General features: G+C 65.7%; 15 protein-coding genes and 3 pseudogenes. 13 read left to right on the top strand and 5 right to left on the bottom strand.

What is annotated here, in order from left to right; all coding sequences use genetic code 11:
* Positions 1-17 precede the first annotated feature (17 nt).
* From EZH22_RS29605 to traR, 4 genes and pseudogenes are all read left to right on the top strand, one after another.
* On the top strand, positions 18-635 hold the full coding sequence (locus EZH22_RS29605; RefSeq protein ID WP_203196911.1) for a DsbE family thiol:disulfide interchange protein: 618 nt from the start codon (positions 18-20) through the stop codon (positions 633-635).
* Positions 632-922: pseudogene (locus EZH22_RS29600) on the top strand (TlpA family protein disulfide reductase); the annotation flags it as partial. The gene EZH22_RS29605 and the pseudogene EZH22_RS29600, both read left to right, overlap by 4 nt.
* A gap of 111 nt (positions 923-1,033) precedes the next feature.
* Positions 1,034-2,385, top strand: a protein-coding gene (locus EZH22_RS29595) for an IS3 family transposase (RefSeq protein ID WP_203196929.1) whose coding sequence is annotated in 2 segments (ribosomal slippage) — positions 1,034-1,370 and positions 1,370-2,385 — 1,353 coding nt in all. Because the reading frame shifts where the segments join, the coding sequence is not laid out codon by codon here.
* A gap of 95 nt (positions 2,386-2,480) precedes the next feature.
* Positions 2,481-3,182: an autoinducer-binding transcriptional regulator TraR gene (traR, locus tag EZH22_RS29590; RefSeq protein ID WP_126280947.1), complete on the top strand. Its 702-nt coding sequence runs from the start codon at positions 2,481-2,483 to the stop codon at positions 3,180-3,182.
* Positions 3,183-3,757: 575 nt separating this feature from the next.
* Here the strand turns inward: traR and EZH22_RS29585 are convergent.
* The 3 genes and pseudogenes from EZH22_RS29585 to EZH22_RS32735 form a co-directional block, all read right to left on the bottom strand.
* Positions 3,758-4,870, bottom strand: coding sequence for a nucleotidyl transferase AbiEii/AbiGii toxin family protein (locus tag EZH22_RS29585; protein ID WP_126280948.1), 1,113 nt, complete (start codon positions 4,868-4,870; stop codon positions 3,758-3,760).
* Positions 4,851-5,591, bottom strand: a complete 741-nt coding sequence (locus EZH22_RS29580; protein WP_126280949.1) for a DUF6088 family protein — start codon at positions 5,589-5,591, stop codon at positions 4,851-4,853. The genes EZH22_RS29585 and EZH22_RS29580 overlap by 20 nt, the downstream gene beginning before the upstream one ends.
* 285 nt (positions 5,592-5,876) lie before the next feature.
* Positions 5,877-6,446: pseudogene (locus EZH22_RS32735) on the bottom strand (DinB/UmuC family translesion DNA polymerase).
* Positions 6,447-6,462: 16 nt separating this feature from the next.
* Here EZH22_RS32735 and EZH22_RS29570 point away from each other — a divergent pair.
* From EZH22_RS29570 to EZH22_RS29555, 4 genes are all read left to right on the top strand, one after another.
* Positions 6,463-7,632 carry a DUF3991 and toprim domain-containing protein gene (locus EZH22_RS29570; RefSeq protein ID WP_408647763.1) on the top strand — a complete coding sequence of 390 codons (1,170 nt, stop codon included), beginning with the start codon at positions 6,463-6,465 and terminating at the stop codon, positions 7,630-7,632.
* 144 nt (positions 7,633-7,776) lie between these two features.
* On the top strand, positions 7,777-8,379 hold the full coding sequence (locus EZH22_RS29565; protein ID WP_126280951.1) for a DUF1419 domain-containing protein: 603 nt from the start codon (positions 7,777-7,779) through the stop codon (positions 8,377-8,379).
* Between the two features lie 8 nt (positions 8,380-8,387).
* Complete coding sequence (locus EZH22_RS29560; RefSeq protein ID WP_126280952.1) at positions 8,388-8,786, top strand: DUF3085 domain-containing protein; 399 nt, start codon at positions 8,388-8,390, stop codon at positions 8,784-8,786.
* A gap of 110 nt (positions 8,787-8,896) precedes the next feature.
* Complete coding sequence (locus tag EZH22_RS29555; RefSeq protein WP_203196909.1) at positions 8,897-13,996, top strand: DEAD/DEAH box helicase family protein; 5,100 nt, start codon at positions 8,897-8,899, stop codon at positions 13,994-13,996.
* 5 nt (positions 13,997-14,001) lie between these two features.
* Here the strand turns inward: EZH22_RS29555 and EZH22_RS29550 are convergent, their stop codons facing one another.
* Together EZH22_RS29550 and EZH22_RS29545 are read right to left on the bottom strand one after the other, a co-directional pair.
* Positions 14,002-14,499, bottom strand: coding sequence for an RES family NAD+ phosphorylase (locus tag EZH22_RS29550; protein ID WP_203196908.1), 498 nt, complete (start codon positions 14,497-14,499; stop codon positions 14,002-14,004).
* Positions 14,500-14,505: 6 nt separating this feature from the next.
* Complete coding sequence (locus EZH22_RS29545) at positions 14,506-14,856, bottom strand: MbcA/ParS/Xre antitoxin family protein (RefSeq protein ID WP_203196907.1); 351 nt, start codon at positions 14,854-14,856, stop codon at positions 14,506-14,508.
* 335 nt (positions 14,857-15,191) lie between these two features.
* Between EZH22_RS29545 and EZH22_RS29540 the strand changes: the two are divergent.
* The 5 genes and pseudogenes from EZH22_RS29540 to EZH22_RS29520 all read left to right on the top strand — a co-directional run bounded on the left by EZH22_RS29540 (position 15,192) and on the right by EZH22_RS29520 (position 19,010).
* Positions 15,192-16,864: pseudogene (locus EZH22_RS29540) on the top strand (ParB/RepB/Spo0J family partition protein).
* A gap of 89 nt (positions 16,865-16,953) precedes the next feature.
* The gene (locus EZH22_RS29535; RefSeq protein WP_203196906.1) at positions 16,954-17,430 is read left to right on the top strand and encodes a hypothetical protein; all 477 of its coding nucleotides are present in this window, start codon (positions 16,954-16,956) and stop codon (positions 17,428-17,430) included.
* A complete protein-coding gene (locus tag EZH22_RS29530) occupies positions 17,427-18,314 on the top strand; it encodes a DUF7007 domain-containing protein (RefSeq protein ID WP_203196905.1) in 888 nt (295 codons plus the stop codon). Before EZH22_RS29535 ends, EZH22_RS29530 begins: the two co-directional genes overlap by 4 nt.
* Entirely contained in the window at positions 18,311-18,715 is a 405-nt protein-coding gene (locus tag EZH22_RS29525) for a hypothetical protein (RefSeq protein WP_231711626.1), read from the top strand. Before EZH22_RS29530 ends, EZH22_RS29525 begins: the two co-directional genes overlap by 4 nt.
* Entirely contained in the window at positions 18,708-19,010 is a 303-nt protein-coding gene (locus EZH22_RS29520; RefSeq protein ID WP_203196904.1) for a DUF7673 family protein, read from the top strand. Before EZH22_RS29525 ends, EZH22_RS29520 begins: the two co-directional genes overlap by 8 nt.
* Positions 19,011-19,075 lie beyond the last annotated feature (65 nt).

Here is a 19,075-nt window from a genome sequence, read left to right as displayed (position 1 = left end):
CTTGGAGGTTTACCGCGATGACCGGGATCGCAACCACACACCATCCTTCGGAGACGGTCGAGCGGCCGGCCGGCGCCGTCACACGACGACGTTTGCTCCTGGCCGCTCCGGTCATCGGTTTCGGAGGGATCGCGGCCGCATTCGCCGCACGGCTTGGGTACGATCCCAGCCAGCTTCCCTCGGCCCTGATCGGCAAGCCGGTCCCGGCCTTCAGTCTGCCGCCGGTCGAGGGTCGCACGCTTGGTCTTTCGAGCAGTGACCTTCATGGCGAGGTGTCGCTCGTCAACGTCTTCGCTTCCTGGTGCGCCTCCTGTCGGGCGGAGCACCCGCTTTTTCTGCGGCTCGCCAGGAACAAGACCGTCTCGATCCACGGACTGAACTACAAGGACCGGCCGGAGGACGCGGCCCGCTGGCTTGACAGCCTCGGAGATCCGTACACCCGCACCGGGGCCGATCGTGACGGTCGGGTCGCGATCGATTGGGGTGTCTACGGTATACCCGAAACCTTCGTGATCGGCGCCGATGGACGCATCGCGTACAAACAGATTGGTCCAATCACCGAGCAGGCGCTGGACGAGACAATCCTGCCGCTCATTGAACGGTTGCGCCGGCAGGTGAAAGGAGGCCAGTCATGAGATGGCTCGCCCTCACTCTCGTTGCCGTTGTCGCCGCAGTCGGACCGGCGCTCGCCGATCCGCCACAGAATTTCGTGCGGCGCGAGACGCCTGCGCCTGTGCCGGAGCTCCAATTCGCGGATGGCGAAGGCAAACCCCGGACCCTTGGTGACTTCCGCGGCAAGGTGGTTCTCCTCAATGTCTGGGCGACCTGGTGTCTCTCGTGCCGGAAGGAGATGCCGACGCTCGACCGGCTGCAAGCAGCGCTCGGCGGACCAGACTTCGAGGTCGTCGCCTTGTCGGTCGACCGCGGCGGGGCCGAGATCGTAAGGAATGTCCGCCGTCAGCGCTCTTGAGACAGTTTGATGGTTTTCGGGAAGGGAGGATTTCTGGATCATCGCAGCCATTCAGGAGCGCAGATGAGACAGAAATCCGGGCCGGAGAAAGCACCGGCAGAGCAGGTCGTGAAGGACATCCGCCGAGCGACGCGGCGGCAGTTCTCGGCCGAAGAGAAGATCCGCATCGTGCTGGAAGGCGTGCGCGGCGAGGAGAGCATCGCCGAGCTGTGCCGGCGCGAGGGGATCGCCTCGTCGATGTATTACGGCTGGTCGAAGGAGTTCCTCGACGCCGGCAAGCGCCGTCTCGCCGGTGACACGGCGCGCGCGGCGACCTCGGACGAGGTGAAGGAGCTGCGCCGTGAGGCGCAGGCGCTGAAGGAGGCCGTGGCCGATCTGACCCTGGAAAACCGCCTGCTCAAAAAAAGCATGCTCGCGGATGGGGAGGACGACACATGAGGTATCCTGCCTCCGAGAAGGCCGAGATCATCCGGCTGGTCGAGGGATCGCATCTGCCGGCGCGGCGCACCTTGGACAAGCTCGGCATCCCGCGCGCCACGTTCTATCGTTGGTACGATCGCTATCTCACCGGCGGGGTCGAGGCGCTTGCCGATCATCGCTCACGGCCCGACCGTGTCTGGAACCGGATCCCCGAGCCGGTTCGGGACGAGATCGTCGAGCTGGCGCTGCGCGAAACGGAGCTGAGCCCACGCGAGCTGGCGGTGCGCTTCACCGACGAAAAGCGCTACTTCGTCTCGGAAGCATCGGTGTATCGGCTGCTGAAGGCGCATGATCTGATCACCAGCCCAGCCTACATCGTCATCAAGGCGGCGTCCGAGTTCAAGGACAAGACGACGGCGCCCAACCAGCTCTGGCAGACCGATTTCACCTACCTGAAGATCACGGGCTGGGGCTGGTATTATCTCTCGACCGTGCTCGACGACTTCTCCCGGTTCATCGTCGCCTGGAAGCTCTGCGCCACGATGCGCACTGACGACGTCACTGCCACGCTTGATCTGGCTCTGGCGGCATCGGGGCTCGACCGGATCACGGTCGCGCATCGGCCGAGGCTGTTGAGCGACAACGGCAGTTCCTACATCTCAGCCGACCTCGCCACCTGGCTCGACGGCAAGGGCATGCAGCATGTTCGCGGCGCGCCCTATCATCCCCAGACGCAGGGCAAGATCGAGCGCTGGCACCAGACCCTGAAGAACCGCATCCTGCTGGAAAAATACTATCTGCCCGGCGATCTCGAACGGCAGGTCGCCGCCTTCGTCGAGCATTACAACCATGCCCGCTACCACGAGAGCCTGGGCAACCTGACGCCCGCCGACGTCTACCTCGGTCGTGGGCAGGCCATCCTCACCGAACGCGAAAGGATCAAGCGCCAGACCATCCAACAGAGACGCTTGCAGCATCAGCTGCAGGCCGCATAACCTCAAACCCAGATGAGCCAGAACCTCCGTTCCTGAGACGCCGCAACAGTCTCAAATCATCTGACGACGGACAATGCGAGAGGAAGGTAGATGCGATGAGAACCTGGTTCCAACGGCTGACCGATGTCTCCTCCCTGGCGCGCACCGAGCAGACACTTAAGGAGGCACTCGCGGAGCTGGTGCAGGATCTTGGGTTTGATGGCTATGCCTATCTAAACGTCCAGCCGGTGCGCATCTTTGCGGTCTCCAACTACGCCCCCGAATGGCAGGCCCGATATCTCACACAGAACTACGCCATGATCGATCCGGTCGTCTCCATGGCAAAGGAGCAGATGAAGGCCTTTGCATGGGCCGCCGCGGCGCCGCGCTCCCTCTCCAAGCCGCTGCGCCGCTTCTATTCCGAGGCGGGTGATTTCGGAATCAGATCCGGAATCTCGATTCCTGTGAGGACGGCTTTCGGGCACATGTCGATGCTGACGCTGGCATCGCACAAGCCGTCGCTCAACCTTGAGACCGACATCGATCAGATCGCGGCGGTGACGGCGGTCGCCCAGCTCCACGCGAAGATGGAGCAGCAGGGTGCGGAACCGACGGCCAGCGTGGCGATCGATCTGAAGGCGAAGCAGGCTCTCTGCCTAAAATGGTCCGCCGAAGGGAAGACGATGAAGGATATCGCTTCCATCGAGGGCATGTCGTTCGCGACGGTGAACTTCCACCTGAACAATGCTCGGAAGGCGCTCGATGCAGGAAGCCTGGCACAGGCGACGGCTCTCGCCACGAAGCTCAAGCTGATCTGAGTGGCCCGCTCCCGCCAGCACTTCGGCACCGGCGGGGCTTGCCCAGCCCGGCGAGGAGCGTCGAAAGCAGGGCCTGCTAGGCGTCAATATCTGTCATCGGGAGGCATGGGCGATGCGGGTAGAGCCCATAATGTCGCAACCAGGGCCGGGCGGGCCCTTGCACGATGACGTTGATGGGGTGTGCACAACCTCATCAACGATCTGCATGCAATTGCTGCCTATTGCTGCTGCAGCGACCTCAGATACGCGACAATGTCGGCGCGGTCCTGTGGGTTCGTCATTGCGCCAGCCGTCATCTTTGTGCCGGGTACGACCTAGCTCGGCCTCGGCCGCGTCAGGAAAGCATTGAGCGTTGTCTCGTCCCACGTTGTGGCGTAGCCGGCCTTTCCCTTTGAATAGTTGTAGCCGCTCGCCGTGCCGGCGACACGTCCATAGCCTGGCAGGAGCGTTCTCCGAAATCTCAGCCATGTAACTACCCTGTCATTTCGCACCCGCCAGGTCTTTGCCCGGCCCTGCCGATCGGCTGCGGCGCTGCCCTTGGCGATCAGCCGCGAGTTCCGCTGTCCGCGCATTCGTCATGAATCACCGGCCTCGGCATCCGCCGCATTGAGATGATGTTCGAGCGCTTCGATGCTGGCGATCACGTCGGCGAAGGCCGGCGGCGTGCCGAAGATCATCGCTGTCATACGCGCATAGTCGGCCACGAGCTTTGCTCGCATGTCCGGCGTCGGGACGAGGCGATAGCTACCCGGTACGGCTCGGTCGTAGCGATGATCCAGCACGCGAAACATCAACTCCTTGTGCTGCCGGCAGGCTTCGGCGAGATCGCGCATCGACGCGGTCGCGACGCCATAGTCGGGATGCGTCCAGATCTGATGGACGTCGTAGTAGTGACGCGAGTACCGATTGAGATCGGGCGCGGGCCGTTCCGGATTAGCGTCCTCACGGCGCTTCTCCGTCATCTCCGTCATCGCGTGCAGGATCAGCACCTTTTCCCAGAAGGTCCGCTCCGGCTTGACGGTCGTCACGTTGCGAACCGTGAGATCCATCCCCTCCGGCATTTCGTCGGCGATGTAGGGGACGATCTTGCGCGGCTCCGCCGGCTCTGGATCGGGGCGCGCGCCGCCCTCGATGCGGACCGCAGCCTGCACATAGCTCTCCGAGGTATAAAAGACGCTTTTGTAGGCAACCACCAGAATGTCGAGCGCGTCCCTGTTGCGATAATTGTCGAATCCGAAGCCGAGCGTGAAATGTCCTGGCAGCTCGGCGGCCTCCTCGACTGCCGCGATCTCCTTTGCCAGCAGCTCCTTTAGCGGCCCGGAAATGTATTGACGCGCCGCCTCGTCGACCTTCTCCGCCAGCGTGCGCTGCTGCTGGTTCACCGAGGGGAGGGCGGCGATCTCAGCTTCAAGCGGGACATGCAGGTCGGCCTTGTAGATGCCGATGTCGATATCCTCGGAAAAGCGGCGGATCAGTCCATACGCCTTGCTCAGGCTCGTGCCGCCCTTGAAGTAAAGACCGATCGGATCGTCACCGCGACGATTGAACAGGAAGTCGAGCACCCAGCAGACATAGAGATCTTTCTCGATGTTCTCCGCTTGTGTCTCAAGATGCGCGGCGACCGTCTCGAACAGCGCGCGGCGTTCGTCGACGCTCGAGCGCAGGATCTCAACGAACGTCTTCTGCATAATCGCCCTTCGCGCGCTTGGTGGCCGGCGCGCTTCCGCTTTGATCCCCAGCTAGCCGGCGCGTGATCGTCTCGACCAGCGGATACATCCAGGCCGGCATCGCGTGGATATTGTCGCGCAGATCCTCCACGACCTTCTCCCGGTTCGGATCGCGCTCGAGATGCCGGACGATGCCGTTCACCGCGGCGTCGAGGCTCGCCTTCTCATCCCGAAACCATGCGAGCGCCTGGACGACACGCATGGCCGGCCGCCCGGCCCAGAACGCTGTCTTCGCCGCGATGCGCTTGAAGTCGAGCTTGTAGATGACGGGCTTCGTCACCTTGGGATCGCCGGCGCTCGCCTCGATCTCGATCGTCCGGGGATAGGTATCGGCATAGATCGTCGAGCGCGCCGGCACGGCTGTCGTCAGGCCGAGATCGTTCGCGGCGGTCATGCCGTCGACGAGGACCCTCAGCTTGTCACGCCGTGCGATCGCGTCGATGAACGAGGCGCGCGGCGGAAACACCATCTTGCCGGTCAGCTTGCTGACTCCCGGCTTGTCGTAGAGACCGCGATAGGGCCGGCGGATGTCGCCGCGCAGGGTCAGCCGCTGCAGTGCTTTCTCGACGGCGTTCGGCGTTCCGATGTCGAGGAAATCGGCGCGCGACCACACGCCGCCCGGCGCCGCCTGGGCGATCCGGGCATGGATGCGGTCGAGGGTGTCGGACGTCGGGTCGGGCATGGGACCGCTCATTTCTATCCGAAAATTATATACAAAAATTGGTCAGTAGCAACTTTCGAAATGCGCACTGACCAGAATTTATATCCAAACATTGGTCAGCCACAGCCCGCCTGCCCCCTTTCCCGCCAGACGATCCCCGATCTGTCGTGTCCGAGCATCGGACACGGATCGTCCGGCTTGAGGGCCGAACAGCGCAGCAGCGTGCAGTTCTGCCCTTCGGGCTGGTGGCGATCGACCGGATTCTTCCGGGACGAGAGTTGATGTGCGGCGCGCAGTGGCTACGTGTTACAATGCGCGACGCGCCCAACCCTGTTCGCGTCGGCGCTCGAGATCATCGCGGGCTCGGCGGGGCGTTCGAACGATGCTGCATTTTTCGGACGCCTTGGCATCCTCCCGCGGCAGGCCTTTATAGGAGCGGGAGCTGAACTTCTCTCTCTCGGCCTGACTAGGCAATCTGTCCAACGACGAGACCGTCACGCCGATCAATCGGATGCCCTTTGCGACCGGGAATAGCCGCGCAAGCAAGGAGACGGCGAGGGCTTCGATATCCGCTGATGCTGAAATCGCCACGCCGACCGTCCGGCTGCGCGTGATCTACTGGAAGTCGGCGTATTTCACCTTCATCGCCACGGTCCGGCCCCGAATCTCGTTCGCCTCGCAGTAGCGCCAGACCTTTGCAATGAGCGGTACGAGCTCAGCCCGCGCGGCAGCGAGCTCGAAGATATCGGCGCCGACCGACTTGCGCGGACGGTCGGGCTCGACGGGCCTTTCGTCGATTGCCCGCGCGATCCGATAGTACCAGGAGCCGGCTTTCCCGAAATTCTGCTGCAGAAAGGCAAGCGGCCTCGCCTTCAAATCGGCCCCCGTCTCGATGCCGAGCCTCCGGGGATGCCGCTTGCGAGCGGGCGGCGGCAAGGGGAGCTGCGCCGCGGCTGGCTTGCGAACCGCACTGCCGAAATCATCAGTTGCCAGCCGCGCCCTTGCCGCCTTCGCTCTTCGCGGCAGCTGGGGGTCGCCTCGCGACATGCGGGGAGGAGACCCCAAGCAGGAAAGGCCGGACACCGATGGGTGCCGGGAAGAGGCGATGGAAAGGAATGACGTCGAAGAGCTGAAGGAGCGTGTCATGTGCGCCGCCGTGCTGGAAAAGGCCGGCTTTGCGATCGACCTGAAGGAGAGCACGCGCCGAGCCGTCAAATATCGCCGGGGCGACGACATCGTCATCGTCATCCACGACGGCAGGGGCTGGTTCGATCCGCTGTCCGACGCGAAAGGCGACGTCTACGCGCTCGTCGCACATCTCGATCGGGTCGGATTTCCCGAGTGCCTCGAGCATGTGGCGGGCCTCGTGGGGTTTGCCCCCACGGAGCCCCACTGGACGCGGCCAGCGCGGAAGCGGGAGGCGGACGTCGCCGTCGGCGAGCGCTGGTGCCGCCGCCGCAAACCCTGGCCCGGATCCTTGACCTGGCGCTACCTCGGCGAGGAGCGGGCACTTTCCGATGCAACGATCCGCGCCGCGATCCGTCATGATCGTTTGAGGGAAGGTCCGCATGGCAGCATGTGGGCGGCGCACACCGATGACACGGGCCTCGTGACCGGTTGGGAGGAGCGGGGACCCGAGTGGCGCGGATTCGCCACCGGTGGCGCCAAGGTCCTGTTTCGCTTCGGCCCCGTCGACGCATTCCGGTTCTGCCTCACCGAGGCGGCGATCGACGCCATGAGCTTGGCGGTGATCGAGGACATGCGGCCCGACAGCCTGTTTCTCAGCACCGGCGGCGGCTGGTCGCCGTCGACGGATGCGGCCATCCGGGCCCTCGTCACCCGGGAGAACGCCTTCCTGGTGGCTGCCACGGACAACAACGGGCAGGGTGACGTCTACGCGGAGCGCCTTCGGGCGATTGCGCATGAGGCCTCCTGCCGCTTCGAGCGCCTGCGTCCAACCGCGGAGGACTGGAACGCGGATCTCCGGATGATGAGGAAGAAGGGAGGAGAGGAGGAAGGCGAGAACCTGCTGCCGCATGCCCGCCGGTCGCGTCAAGGGTGAAGCTTCGCCCGGCTGCGCCGGCCCTTGACCCGCCCGGACGGAGAGGCGGCCGCGAGAGAGGGGTCATGAAGGGCTGAAGAGAAGATGGTGATCCCCGGGAAGGGGAGCCGCGCTCCGGCCCGACGAGGCTGAAAGGAGCCCGCCATGAACCTCCCAACCATCCGCAAGGTCTTCGAGGGCGTCGCCGACCGGCGCGAGATGTTCCGCATGTTCGACCGCCACGTGCAGCGTCCGGACCGCTGGCAGGGCGACGACAGCGCGCTCTACCGCGGCGAATGGTTCGAGATCGGTCAGGTCGAGCACGACTACATGTTCGAGGTGCTGCCGCCGCTCTGGATGCGTGGCGACATGTTCGCCATGCGCGAATTCCTGACCGGAAGCATCACCAGCGTCTTTTTCTCGCTGACGATCGACGGCCGGGTTCGCTACTTCCACGGCTATTGCGATCTGTCGGATCCACGTTCTCCCGATTGCCTGAAGGCTGTGGTCACCGAGCGCGAATCCCGGCCGGCGAAGGCAATGACCCGGGACGAGCGCCTCGAGCACATCTGGAGCGCGACGAACGACGAGTATCGTGGCTATGCCGACTGGCGATTCCCGCTTGCCGCGCGCGGCAGGCGCATCGTCATCGTCTATGGCCGGGATCGGGGCCGCGACTTCAAGCTGCTCGACCATCTCACGGACGCGGAGATCGGCTCCAAGCTTCCGGTGCATCTGCGCTACCTGCCCGACGCGATGGCGGCGTAGGTGCTGCCATGTTCACCTTCTCCGTGACAGACGTCCATGCGGTCATCACGCGTGGGCGTATCGATGCCCTCGCCAATGGCGGCTTTCGCAATCCCTATTACGGACTCCGCCCCGGCAAGGACGAGAAGCCCGGTCTCTGGCTGGTCGGCGACGAGGGAGTCTATCTGCTCTCCAACGGCAAGCTCGCCGAGGGGCAGCGAGCCCTCGTCGTCTATGCCGAGGAATGCGATCCGAAGACCAATCCCGACTACTGGCACTACAAGCGCAAGCATTTCGGCGGCGATGACGGGATCGAGTTTCTCGATGCCGAGATGCTCGTGAAGCAAATCGCCGCGGTTCCTCGAGCCACACATGTACGGATCGAAATGACCGACACCAGCATGTCGATCACGCCGTTCCGCCGCTGACATCCTCGGGCCAGACCGCCCGTTCCCGACCATCACCGCGACCATCGCTCCTTCCGGCGCACGCTCCGGCGGGCCGATGCCGCGCGCCTTCATCACAGGAGACATTTCCCATGGCGCAGGACGATCCCTTCACGCTTGATCTCTTCGGCAATACCGCCCTGTCGTCGGGGCTTGGCCTCGGCGTGACGGCCTTTGCCGGCACCGCGGCCTCCGGCCCCGACGATGACGACGATCCCGATCCATCGACTCCGGCTCCCGCGGCTCCCGCTGCGGGGGCCGCGCCTTCGACACAGCGTGCGGCGCGTGAGCGCGGCGTGAACTTTCACCTCGCCGGCGACCGCGCCTTGGCGAAAGGCTGGAAGGACCGCGCGCATGACAACATCGCATCGATTCGCCTCGCGGCCGCGATCGAGGCGGCGGAGCGTCCCGCAACGCTCCAGGAGCAGGCGCAGCTGATCCGCTTCACCGGATTCGGCGCCTCCGATCTCGCCAATTTCGTGTTCCGGCGCCCCGGCGAAGCTGAGTTCCGCAAAGGCTGGGAGGCGATCGGCGAGGATCTGGAGGATGCTGTCGGCGATCTCGACCGAGCGTCGCTCGCGCGCTGCACCCAGTATGCGCACTTCACCCCGGAATTCGTTGTCCGCGCGGTGTGGACGGGGCTTCAGCAACTCGGCTGGCGCGGCGGGCGGATTCTCGAGCCAGGCGTCGGCACGGGCCTGTTTCCGGCGCTGATGCCTGAGTCTTTTCGCGACGTGTCGCATGTCACCGGCATCGAGCTCGATCCGGTCACGGCACGCATCGTCCGGCTGCTGCAGCCACGAGCGCGGATCATCGCCGGCGATTTCGCCCGCACCGAGCTGCCGGCGAATTTCGACCTCGCGATCGGCAACCCGCCCTTCTCCGATCGCACCGTGCGTGCGGATCGCGTCTATCGGTCGATGGGTCTCCGCCTACACGACTATTTCATTGCGCGGGCGATCGATCTGCTGAAGCCGGGGGCGCTTGCGGCCTTCGTGACCAGCGCGGGCACGATGGACAAGGCCGACGGCAGCGCGCGCGAGCACATCGCGAAATCGGCTGATCTCGTCGGCGCGATCCGGCTGCCCGAGGGCAGCTTTCGCGCCAGCGCAGGCACCGACGTGGTGGTCGACCTCCTCTTCTTCCGCAAGCGCAAGATCGGCGACGCCGAAGGCGATCCGTCATGGCTCGATCTCGACGAGGTGCGACCGGCGACGGAGGACGAAGGCGCCATCCGCGTGAACCGCTGGTTCGCGATGTATCCCACCTTCGTGCTCGGCACGCATGCGCTCGCCTCCGAACCCTTCGGCGAGACCTATACCTGCCTTCCGCGCGAGGGCGAGGATCTTGGCGCCGTGCTCCCGGCGGCGATCAAGCGTCTTCCGGAAGCCGTCTATGACGGCGAGCCCGGCATAATCGACCTTGACCTTGAGGATGGCGCCGACCAAGCCGCTCGCGACCTCCCGGGCGATCGGCATGTCCGCGAAGGCAGCTATGTCTTCGACAAGGCCCGCGGCCTGATGCAGGTCCTCGACGGCAGCCCCGTCGCGGTCAAGGTTCGCAAGGGGCGCAGCGCCGACGGCGTCCCCGAGAAGCACGTCCGCATCGTCCAGAAGCTCATCCCGATCCGTGACGCCGTACGCGAGGTGCTCAAATGCCAGGAGCTCGACCGGCCGTGGAAGGATGCGCAGGTCCGCTTGCGCATCGCCTGGTCGAGCTTCGTCCGCGACTTCGGCCCGATCAATTTCACCACGGTCTCCATGACCGAGGACGAGGAGACGGGCGAGGTGCGCGAGACGCATCGTCGGCCGAACCTCCAGCCCTTCCTCGACGATCCCGATTGCTGGCTGGTCGCCTCGATCGAGGACTACGACCTCGAGACCAACACGGCGAAGCCCGGGCCGATCTTCACGCAGCGTGTGATCTCGCCGCCGGCGGCGCCGGTGATCACCAACGCGGCCGACGCACTGGCCGTGGTGCTGAACGAGCGCGGTCGCGTCGATATCGACCACATCGCCGAGCTGCTACATCGCGACCGCGACGATTTCGTCGCCGAGCTCGGCAGCGCGATCTTCCGCGATCCCGCCAACGGCTCCTGGCAGACCGCCGATGCCTATCTCTCCGGCGCTGTCCGCGACAAGCTGAAGGCTGCGGAGGCGGCCGCCGCGCTCGACCCGGAATATAAGCGCAACGTCACGGCGCTGCAGGGCGTGCAGCCGGCCGATCTCAGTCCGTTCGACATCACCGCGCGGCTCGGCGCGCCGTGGATTCCGGCGGCGGATGTCGTCGCCTTCGTCAAGGAGACGATGGGCGCGGAGATCAGGATCCACCACATGCCGGAATTGGCCTCCTGGACCGTGGAGGCCCGGCAGCTCGGCTACATGGCGGCGGGGACGTCGGAATGGGGCACGGACCGCCGGCATGCCGGCGAGCTTCTCGCCGATGCGCTGAACAGCCGCGTGCCGCAGATCTTCGACACGGTGAAGGACGGCGATAGCGAGCGCCGCGTCCTGAACATCGTCGACACGGAGGCCGCGAAATCCAAGCTCTCGAGGATCAAGGATGAATTCCAGCGCTGGATCTGGTGCGATCCCGACCGCACCGACCGCCTGGCGCGGGTCTACAATGACCGCTTCAACAACATCGCGCCGAGAGCCTTCGACGGCTCCCATCTGAAGCTCCCGGGCGCCTCTGGCGCCTTTGTCCTTTATGGGCACCAGAAGCGTGGCATCTGGCGGATCATCTCGGCCGGATCGACCTATCTCGCCCACGCCGTCGGCGCCGGCAAGACCATGACGATGGCGGCGGCGATCATGGAGCAGCGCCGGCTCGGCCTGATTGCCAAGGCGATGCTCGTCGTGCCGGGGCACTGCCTGGCACAGGCCGCGCGCGAGTTCCTGGCGCTCTATCCCAGTGCGCGCATCCTCGTCGCCGACGAGACCAATCTCGCGAAGGAGAAGCGACATCGCTTCCTATCGCGCGCGGCGACGTCGACCTGGGACGCGATCATCATCACGCATTCGGCCTTCCGGTTCATCTCCGTGCCCTCGGCTTTCGAGCAGCAGATGATTCAGGACGAGCTCGAGCTCTACGAGACGCTGCTGACCAAGGTCGAGAGCGACGATCGCGTCTCGCGCAAGCGCCTCGAGCGATTGAAGGAAGGGCTGAAAGAGCGCCTGGAATCGCTGGCGACACGCAAGGACGATCTGCTCACCATCTCCGAGATCGGCGTCGACCAGATCATCGTCGACGAAGCGCAGGAGTTCAGGAAGCTCTCCTTCGCGACGAACATGTCGACGTTGAAGGGCGTCGATCCGAACGGCTCACAACGTGCCTGGGACCTCTATGTGAAGTCCCGCTTTGTCGAGACGAAAAACCCGGGCCGCGCGCTCGTGCTCGCCTCCGGCACGCCGATCACCAACACGCTCGGCGAGATGTTCTCCGTGCAGCGTTACCTCGGATACGCCGCGCTCCTCGAACGTGGGCTGCATGAGTTCGATGCCTGGGCCTCGACCTTCGGCGACGTCTCGACCGAGCTTGAGCTGCAGCCGTCGGGCAAATACAAGCCGGTCACCCGCTTCGCCACCTTCGTCAACGTGCCGGAGCTGATCGCCATGTTCCGCTCTTTCGCGGATGTGGTGATGCCGGCAGACCTCCGACGCTATGTGAGGGTCCCCACGATCTCGACCGGCCGGCGGCAGATCGTCACCGCGAAGCCCACGGCGGCGTTCAAGCGCTATCAGCTCCTGCTGGACGAGCGCATCAAGGCGATCGAAATGCGCGACCGGCCGCCGGAGCCGGGCGACGACATCCTGCTCTCGGTCATCACCGACGGACGCCACGCCGCGATCGACCTGCGTCTCGTCGATCCGGACAATGACAACGAGCCGGACAACAAGCTGAACCTGCTCGTCGCCAATGCCTTCCGCATCTGGAAGGAGACGGCGGAGAACACCTACCTGCGGGCCGACGGCAAGCCGTTCGAGCTCTCTGGTGCCGTGCAGATGATCTTTTCCGACCTGGGTACGATCAGCGTGGAGAAGACGCGCGGCTTCTCGGCTTATCGCTGGATCCGGGACGAGCTCGTCCGGATGGGCGTGCCGGCCACTGAGATCGCCTTCATGCAGGATTACAAGAAGTCGGAGGCGAAGCAGCGGCTCTTCGGTGACGTGCGTGCGGGCAGGGTCCGCTTCCTTCTCGGAAGCTCGGAGACGATGGGCACCGGCGTCAATGCGCAGCTCCGCTTGAAAGCCCTGCACCATCTCGACGTGCCCTGGCTCCCCTCGCACATTGAGCAGCGCGAGGGCAGGATCGAGAGGCAGGGCAATCAGCACGACGTCATCGACATTTTCGCCTATGCGACGGAAGGCTCGCTCGACGCGACCATGTGGCAGAACAACGAGCGCAAGGCTCGCTTCATCGCCGCCGCGCTGTCCGGCGACACCTCGGTCCGGCGTCTCGATGATCTCGGCGAAGGCCAGGCCAACCAGTTCGCCATGGCGAAGGCGATCGCCTCCGGCGACCAGCGGCTGATGCAGAAGGCCGGACTCGAAGCGGGCATCGCCCGTCTCGAACGGCTCCGTGCCGCCCACCAGGACGATCAGTTCGCCGTTCGCCGCCAGATCCGCGACGCCGAGCGCGAGATCGAGTTCGCGACCCGGCGCATCGGCGAGATCGAGCAGGATATCGCGCGCCTGGTCCCAACCACCGGCGACGCTTTCGCGATGACCGTGACCGGCAAGACCCATGGCGAGCGCAAGGAGGCCGGCCGGGCGCTGATGAAGGAGATCCTGACGCTCGTGCAGTTGCAGCGGGAGGATGAGAGCGTGATCGCCTCGGTCGGCGGCTTCGATCTCGAATATTCCGGCGAGCGATTCGGGCGCGATGACTATCGCTACAGCACCCTGCTCCTCCGGACGGGATCTGAATGTGAAATCGACCTGCCGGTGACCGTCACGCCCCTCGGCGCGATCTCACGTCTCGAGCATGCCCTCGACGATTTCGATGGCGAGCAGGAGCGATTTCGGCAGCGTCTCGCTGATGCTCGGCGACGTCTTGCCTCCTACCGGTCCCGCGACGGGGGCGCGTTCGCCTTTGCCGAGGAGCTGGCGGAAAAGCGGCGTCAACTCGCGGCGATCGAGGCCGATCTCGCTGCTGATACCGAAAAGCCGTCCGAGCGGGCCGCCGCCTGACCACTTCAGCGCGACAGGCGGTTCTCGTCGTCGATCAGCGCGAGCCGTGCCGGCGGCGCGTTGGACCATCGCCACAGGACGAGGTTCAAATCCTCCACCGTCGAGCCGGCGGCGAAGCTGCGGACCAGCAGGCCGTTATAGCCTGCGCCGATCAGGCGCCGGGCGAGAGCCTGTGTCTTCGCCTCGCCGTCGGTCCTCATCTGATCCCGCCAGGTCGTGTCGGCGATCGCCGCCGCATTCATTCCCTCTGCCGCCAGCGCGACATCATCGCGGCAGTCGAAGATGCCGTCGATCTCCGCCTCATAGGCGACGAGCGTCGTCGGCTGAAGATTGCCGACCTGATTGGCTTCGCGCAGCGCCGTCATGACCGACAGCGAGGTGTAGAGGGCTGGCACGCCTTTCGGATTGAAGCGTCCGCCATAGAGTTCGGCGCCGCGGCCCGACAGCGGTTCGTGGGCATAGATCGGGTTCAGTGCCCGGTAGAGCTTGCCGTCATGGCGCATGCGCGGTCAGGCGTGAACGCCGGCGTCGACAGCGTCGATATAGTCGAGCACATCGTCGGCCCGGCCGCCGCGGACGAGCTGCATCGCCGTCTGGCCGGAAAATCCCGGCAAGGGCTCCGATCGATACCAAGCATAGGCCATCAGCGCCGAGCCGAAGCGCGGCTCGACCTTGTTGATCACCTCGATCATCTCGCGAAGCCGGCGCTGGGTCTTGTCCGAGCGGATCCGGTCTCGACGCTGGATCGCGTCCTTGCCGAGACCTGCCGTGCGGGCGATTTCCTCGCTCGTCGTCCGGAAGGCTTCCGCGATGCGCCGCGGCGCGAAAAGGCCGTCGTCGGCATATTGGGCGAGGCCCATGGCTCAGACCTCCATGTCTTCGTGCCGGTCATATTGACGCAAGATAGCGTCAGAACGCGCGGAGTTCAAGAGAAGGAAGGAGGAGAGGGAGGGAGGTGAAATGCTCGCTCGCAGATCGGACGGACCGCTGACGCTGACGCTCAACCGCGCCCCACGCGATCCCGGCCCGTCGTCCTGCGCAGGGCTGGAAGCCCTGCTGGTCCAGCCGGGCAGGGATGCTCGGCCGCAGTTGCACCGGCCCGTCCGCTCCGCGGGCCGGGGGGTGTCTTCGGAAAGAAGACGAGAGAGGGCCGCCCGGCCGGGCTGGTCCGCAAACCCCTGGATGGAGCATCCCTATGCACCTCATGAAAGTCGATCCGCGTGCGCTGAAGGAAAACCCCGATCGCGCGCGCCATACCAAGGCCACGCCGCAGGCCGACGCTCTGCTGCTCGCCACCATCAAGGCTGTCGGCATCCTCCAGCCGCCTGTCATCACGCCGGAAACCTGCGGCGGCAACGGCTACATCATTGACCGCGGCCATCGTCGCGTGAAGCAGGCCATCGCCGCCGGCCTGGATGAGATCCAGGTCCTCGTCGACGAGCCTGCCAACGACAACGGCGCCATGCGTTCGATGATCGAGAACATCGCCCGCGAGCCGCTGAACCCGGTCGATCAGTGGCGCGCGATCGAGCGCCTGGTGGCACTCGACTGGACGGAGGAAGCCATCGCCATCGCGCTGGCGCTGAACGTCCGTCGCATCAAGCAGCTGCGGCTGCTCGCCAACGTGCTGCCGGCCATGCTCGATCACATGGCCAAGGGCGACATGCCCGACGAGCGCCAGCTGCGCACCATTGCCGCGGCCTCGCTCGACGAGCAGAAGGAGGTCTGGAAGAAGCACAAGCCGTCGAAGGGCGATCCGCAGGTCTCGTGGTGGAGCGTCGCCAGGGCCTGCAGAAGAAGCGCATGTATGCCCGGCACGCGAGCTTCGGCGACGACCTCGCCCAGGCCTACGGGATCGAATGGGTCGAGGACCTGTTCGCTCCGGCCGACGAGGACAGCCGCTACACCACCAACGTCGAGGCCTTCCTCGGGGCGCAGCAGGAGTGGATGGCGAACAACCTGCCGGAGAAGGGCATCATCGCCGAGTCTACGAACTGGGGCGAGGTGAAGCTGCCGCCGAAGGCCGAGCGCGTCCACGGCAAGCCGACGAAGTCGGATTGCACCGCGATGTATCTCGACCGCGACGGCCGCGTGCAGAGCGTACATTACCGCATGCCCGAGCCCAGGAAGGCCGGCAAGGCGGGGAGCGGTCCCGACAGCACGATGGACGACGTCGGCGTCGTGGCGAAGACCCGTCCCGACGTGACGCGCAAGGGCGTCGAGATGATCGGCGACTTCCGCACCGACGCGCTGCGCGAGGCGCTCGGCCGCGCCCCGATCGAGGACGACACGCTGACGGCGCTGCTCATCCTCGCCTTCGCCGGCCAGAACGTCTCCGTCACGACCGGCAGCGGCGGCGTCTATTACGGCCACAGCCGGCTCGCGAAGCACGCCGCCATCCTGTTCGACGGCGAGGGCAAGCTCGCCTTCGACATGGACACGCTGCGCGTCGCGGCCCGATCGATGCTCGCCGACGTCTTCTCGTGCCGGGAGAACGCCACCAATAGCGGCATCGTCGCACGCATCGCCGGCGCCACGGTCGGGGCGGATGGCTTCCTGCCCAATATGGGCACCGACGACTTCCTCTCCTGCCTGGCGCGACCGGCACTGGAGGCGTCCTGCAAGGACACGCCGGTCCTGCCACGTCAGCGGGTGAAGGACACGCGCGCGGCGCTCGTCGAGCATTTCAAGGAAGCTCGCTTCATCCACCCCTCCGCGCTCTTCGCTCCGGATGCGACGGCGCTCGGCCCGTGGCTGACGGCCAGCGCGCCGACCGAGGATGGCGACGAAGCCGATGAAGCTGCCGACGGCGCGACCGCCGAGCCGTCCGACGAGGACGGCGAGGCCTTCAGGGAAGCCGCCGAATAGGCCCGCTCCTCTTCCCCTCCGATCGAACCCCGCCGCCGGCATCGCCGGCGGCGGCTTCGTTTCCAACACCCTGCACAGGGAGACTTTCCATGTCCGCACAACTGATCTTCGACCGCGCGCCGCTCGGCGCGCTCATCCGCTATGCCGACGGATCGCCGCGTCCGCCCGAGCGTCATCGCAAGAAGCTCGCCGCCTGGGAGAACCGCAACAGCGGCGGCCGGCTGATCGCCAAGCGCGCGCAGGCCGTCGTCGGCAGCACCACGCTGCCCGCCTCGATCACCCTGCACAAGGGGGACTTCGGCAGCGGCGGCGTCATCGTGCTGCGCGTTCACCAGACCTTTTCGGTGAATAACGACCTCACCTTCACCGTCGTCGAGCGGCCCGCCATCGGCTCGGTCCTGGTCCTCGACCGGGCCGGCGAGGACGCCGAGCTCATCCATCTCGCCGAGAGCCGCGACGCCGCGCAGGCCTGGCTGAAGAGCCATGGCTACCCGCACGCCGTGCTGCGCGAGGTCACGGCCGACGATGCTGCGCCTGGCGACGACGAGGGGAGGGCCGCAGCATGAACGCGAGAGCTGCCGCCAACAACATCGAAGAGGCCCCCGGACTTCCGGGGGTTTCCTTCGGCCGCAGCTCCGACGGCCTGCTCGTCGCGCTTGTCGGCGAGACCGCCTTCGCCATGGCACCAGGCCGCGACGGCGGGCACTATCTCGTCACTGGCTGGCGCATCGGTCGGCCAATGGCGCAATGGTCCCGCTCCCACTTTTACGGCCATTGGGGCGAGCTTGCCGACGAGGCGGCGTTTCGTGCCCGCGTCCTCGAAAGCGCCGAGCATCAGCGCGAGAAGCGGGCGCTCGGCCGCAAGGAGATAGGCTCGCGCGCCAGCACGCCATGGGGCGCCTCGCAGGGCGCCACGCTCTATGCCGAGGACGTCGTCTTCCACTCCACGGCCGGCCATGGCGGTTTCCACATCTCGGCCGAACGCAATCGCAAGGTCCATCCGCTGCTTCGCACCGAGGGCGGCTGGTACGAAGAGGACGAGTGCTGGGCGGCGGTCGCGATCACGTTCCCGCATCTTTTCACTGCCTTCGAGCGGCGCTGCGCCGAGCGCACGATCAAGGATAGCTGGCCCGATGCCTGGGAGGTGATCTTCGGCACGGTGCTGCTCCCCGGGGAGTCCCGCGAAAAGGATCGCCGCGCCTTCGAGCGCGAACACGCCGCCGACTGGATCGTCATCTCGGCGATCACGTCGGACCAGCAGGCGGGATTCGTCGAGGTGGTCGCGACGCTCGGCGGCAAGCGCGGCCCAGGAACCGAGGAACGGCGTTTCCTCGTGCCATCGGCCGAGTACAGCATCGGGCGCTTCGGCTTCGTCATCGATCCGGCCCGGCATCGCATCTATGGCGGCCCGTCGAGCTTCATCGGATGGAACGGGAGGGCAGGGAGATGACCGGCCCTGCCGAACGTCTCGCCGAGCTGTCCCGCATGGAGGAGGCGCGCCGGCAGATCCAGCGCCAGCTCGACCTGATCGACCGCCAGATCACCCGGCGCATGACGGCGTTCATCCCGCAGCTCAAGCCGCGCCATGCCTGCCATCGGCGTGGCAAGGCTCCTGAACCGAGCGCGTTCCTCGAGCGCTATCGCGCGCATCTCGCGGCGTTCACCGCAGAGCGCCAGCCGGAGATCGACGCCTTGTCACGCAAGCTCGCCCGTCAGGATGCGGCCATCGAGGCTTTCCGCCGGCGCCATGGACTTGCCCTCGATCGCGAGGCTCGGCCCGACGGCGGATCGTGCCATCGCGGCGGCCTTCCGCCAGGCTCCAGCGACCATCGGGAGTGCGGCCATGGATGAAGCAGCACGCGCGGCGTTCGAACGGCTTCTGGCCATCGCCAGGAGCGATACCGGCCAGTCGCGCCGCGTCGCGAGCTTCATCCTCGCTTGGTGGAATGCCGACAGCCTAGGCGGCTTCGACCTCTCCGAGATCTTCGCGGTGGATCGCGCGATCCGCCGCGACATGGCCATCGTCGTCACCGGCCTCGCCGAATTCTCCGTGGCGTATTACCCGGAGGCCTATCGCGGCGAGATCGAAGAGTTCATCCGGCTCTGGCGACCGGACGTCTGGGCGCGTGCGGTCGAAACAGCCTGACGCTGCGGCGGTACTGCTGCCGCTGGAAATGGCGGACTGTTCACCGGCGCACGGCCTGTCATGGC

Source organism: Xanthobacter dioxanivorans (genome assembly GCF_016807805.1).
In the GTDB taxonomy this organism is placed as follows: Bacteria; Pseudomonadota; Alphaproteobacteria; order Rhizobiales; family Xanthobacteraceae; genus Xanthobacter; species Xanthobacter dioxanivorans.
The sequence above is the reverse complement of the archived record's forward strand: the minus strand, read 5'-3'. Positions and strand labels throughout refer to the sequence as shown.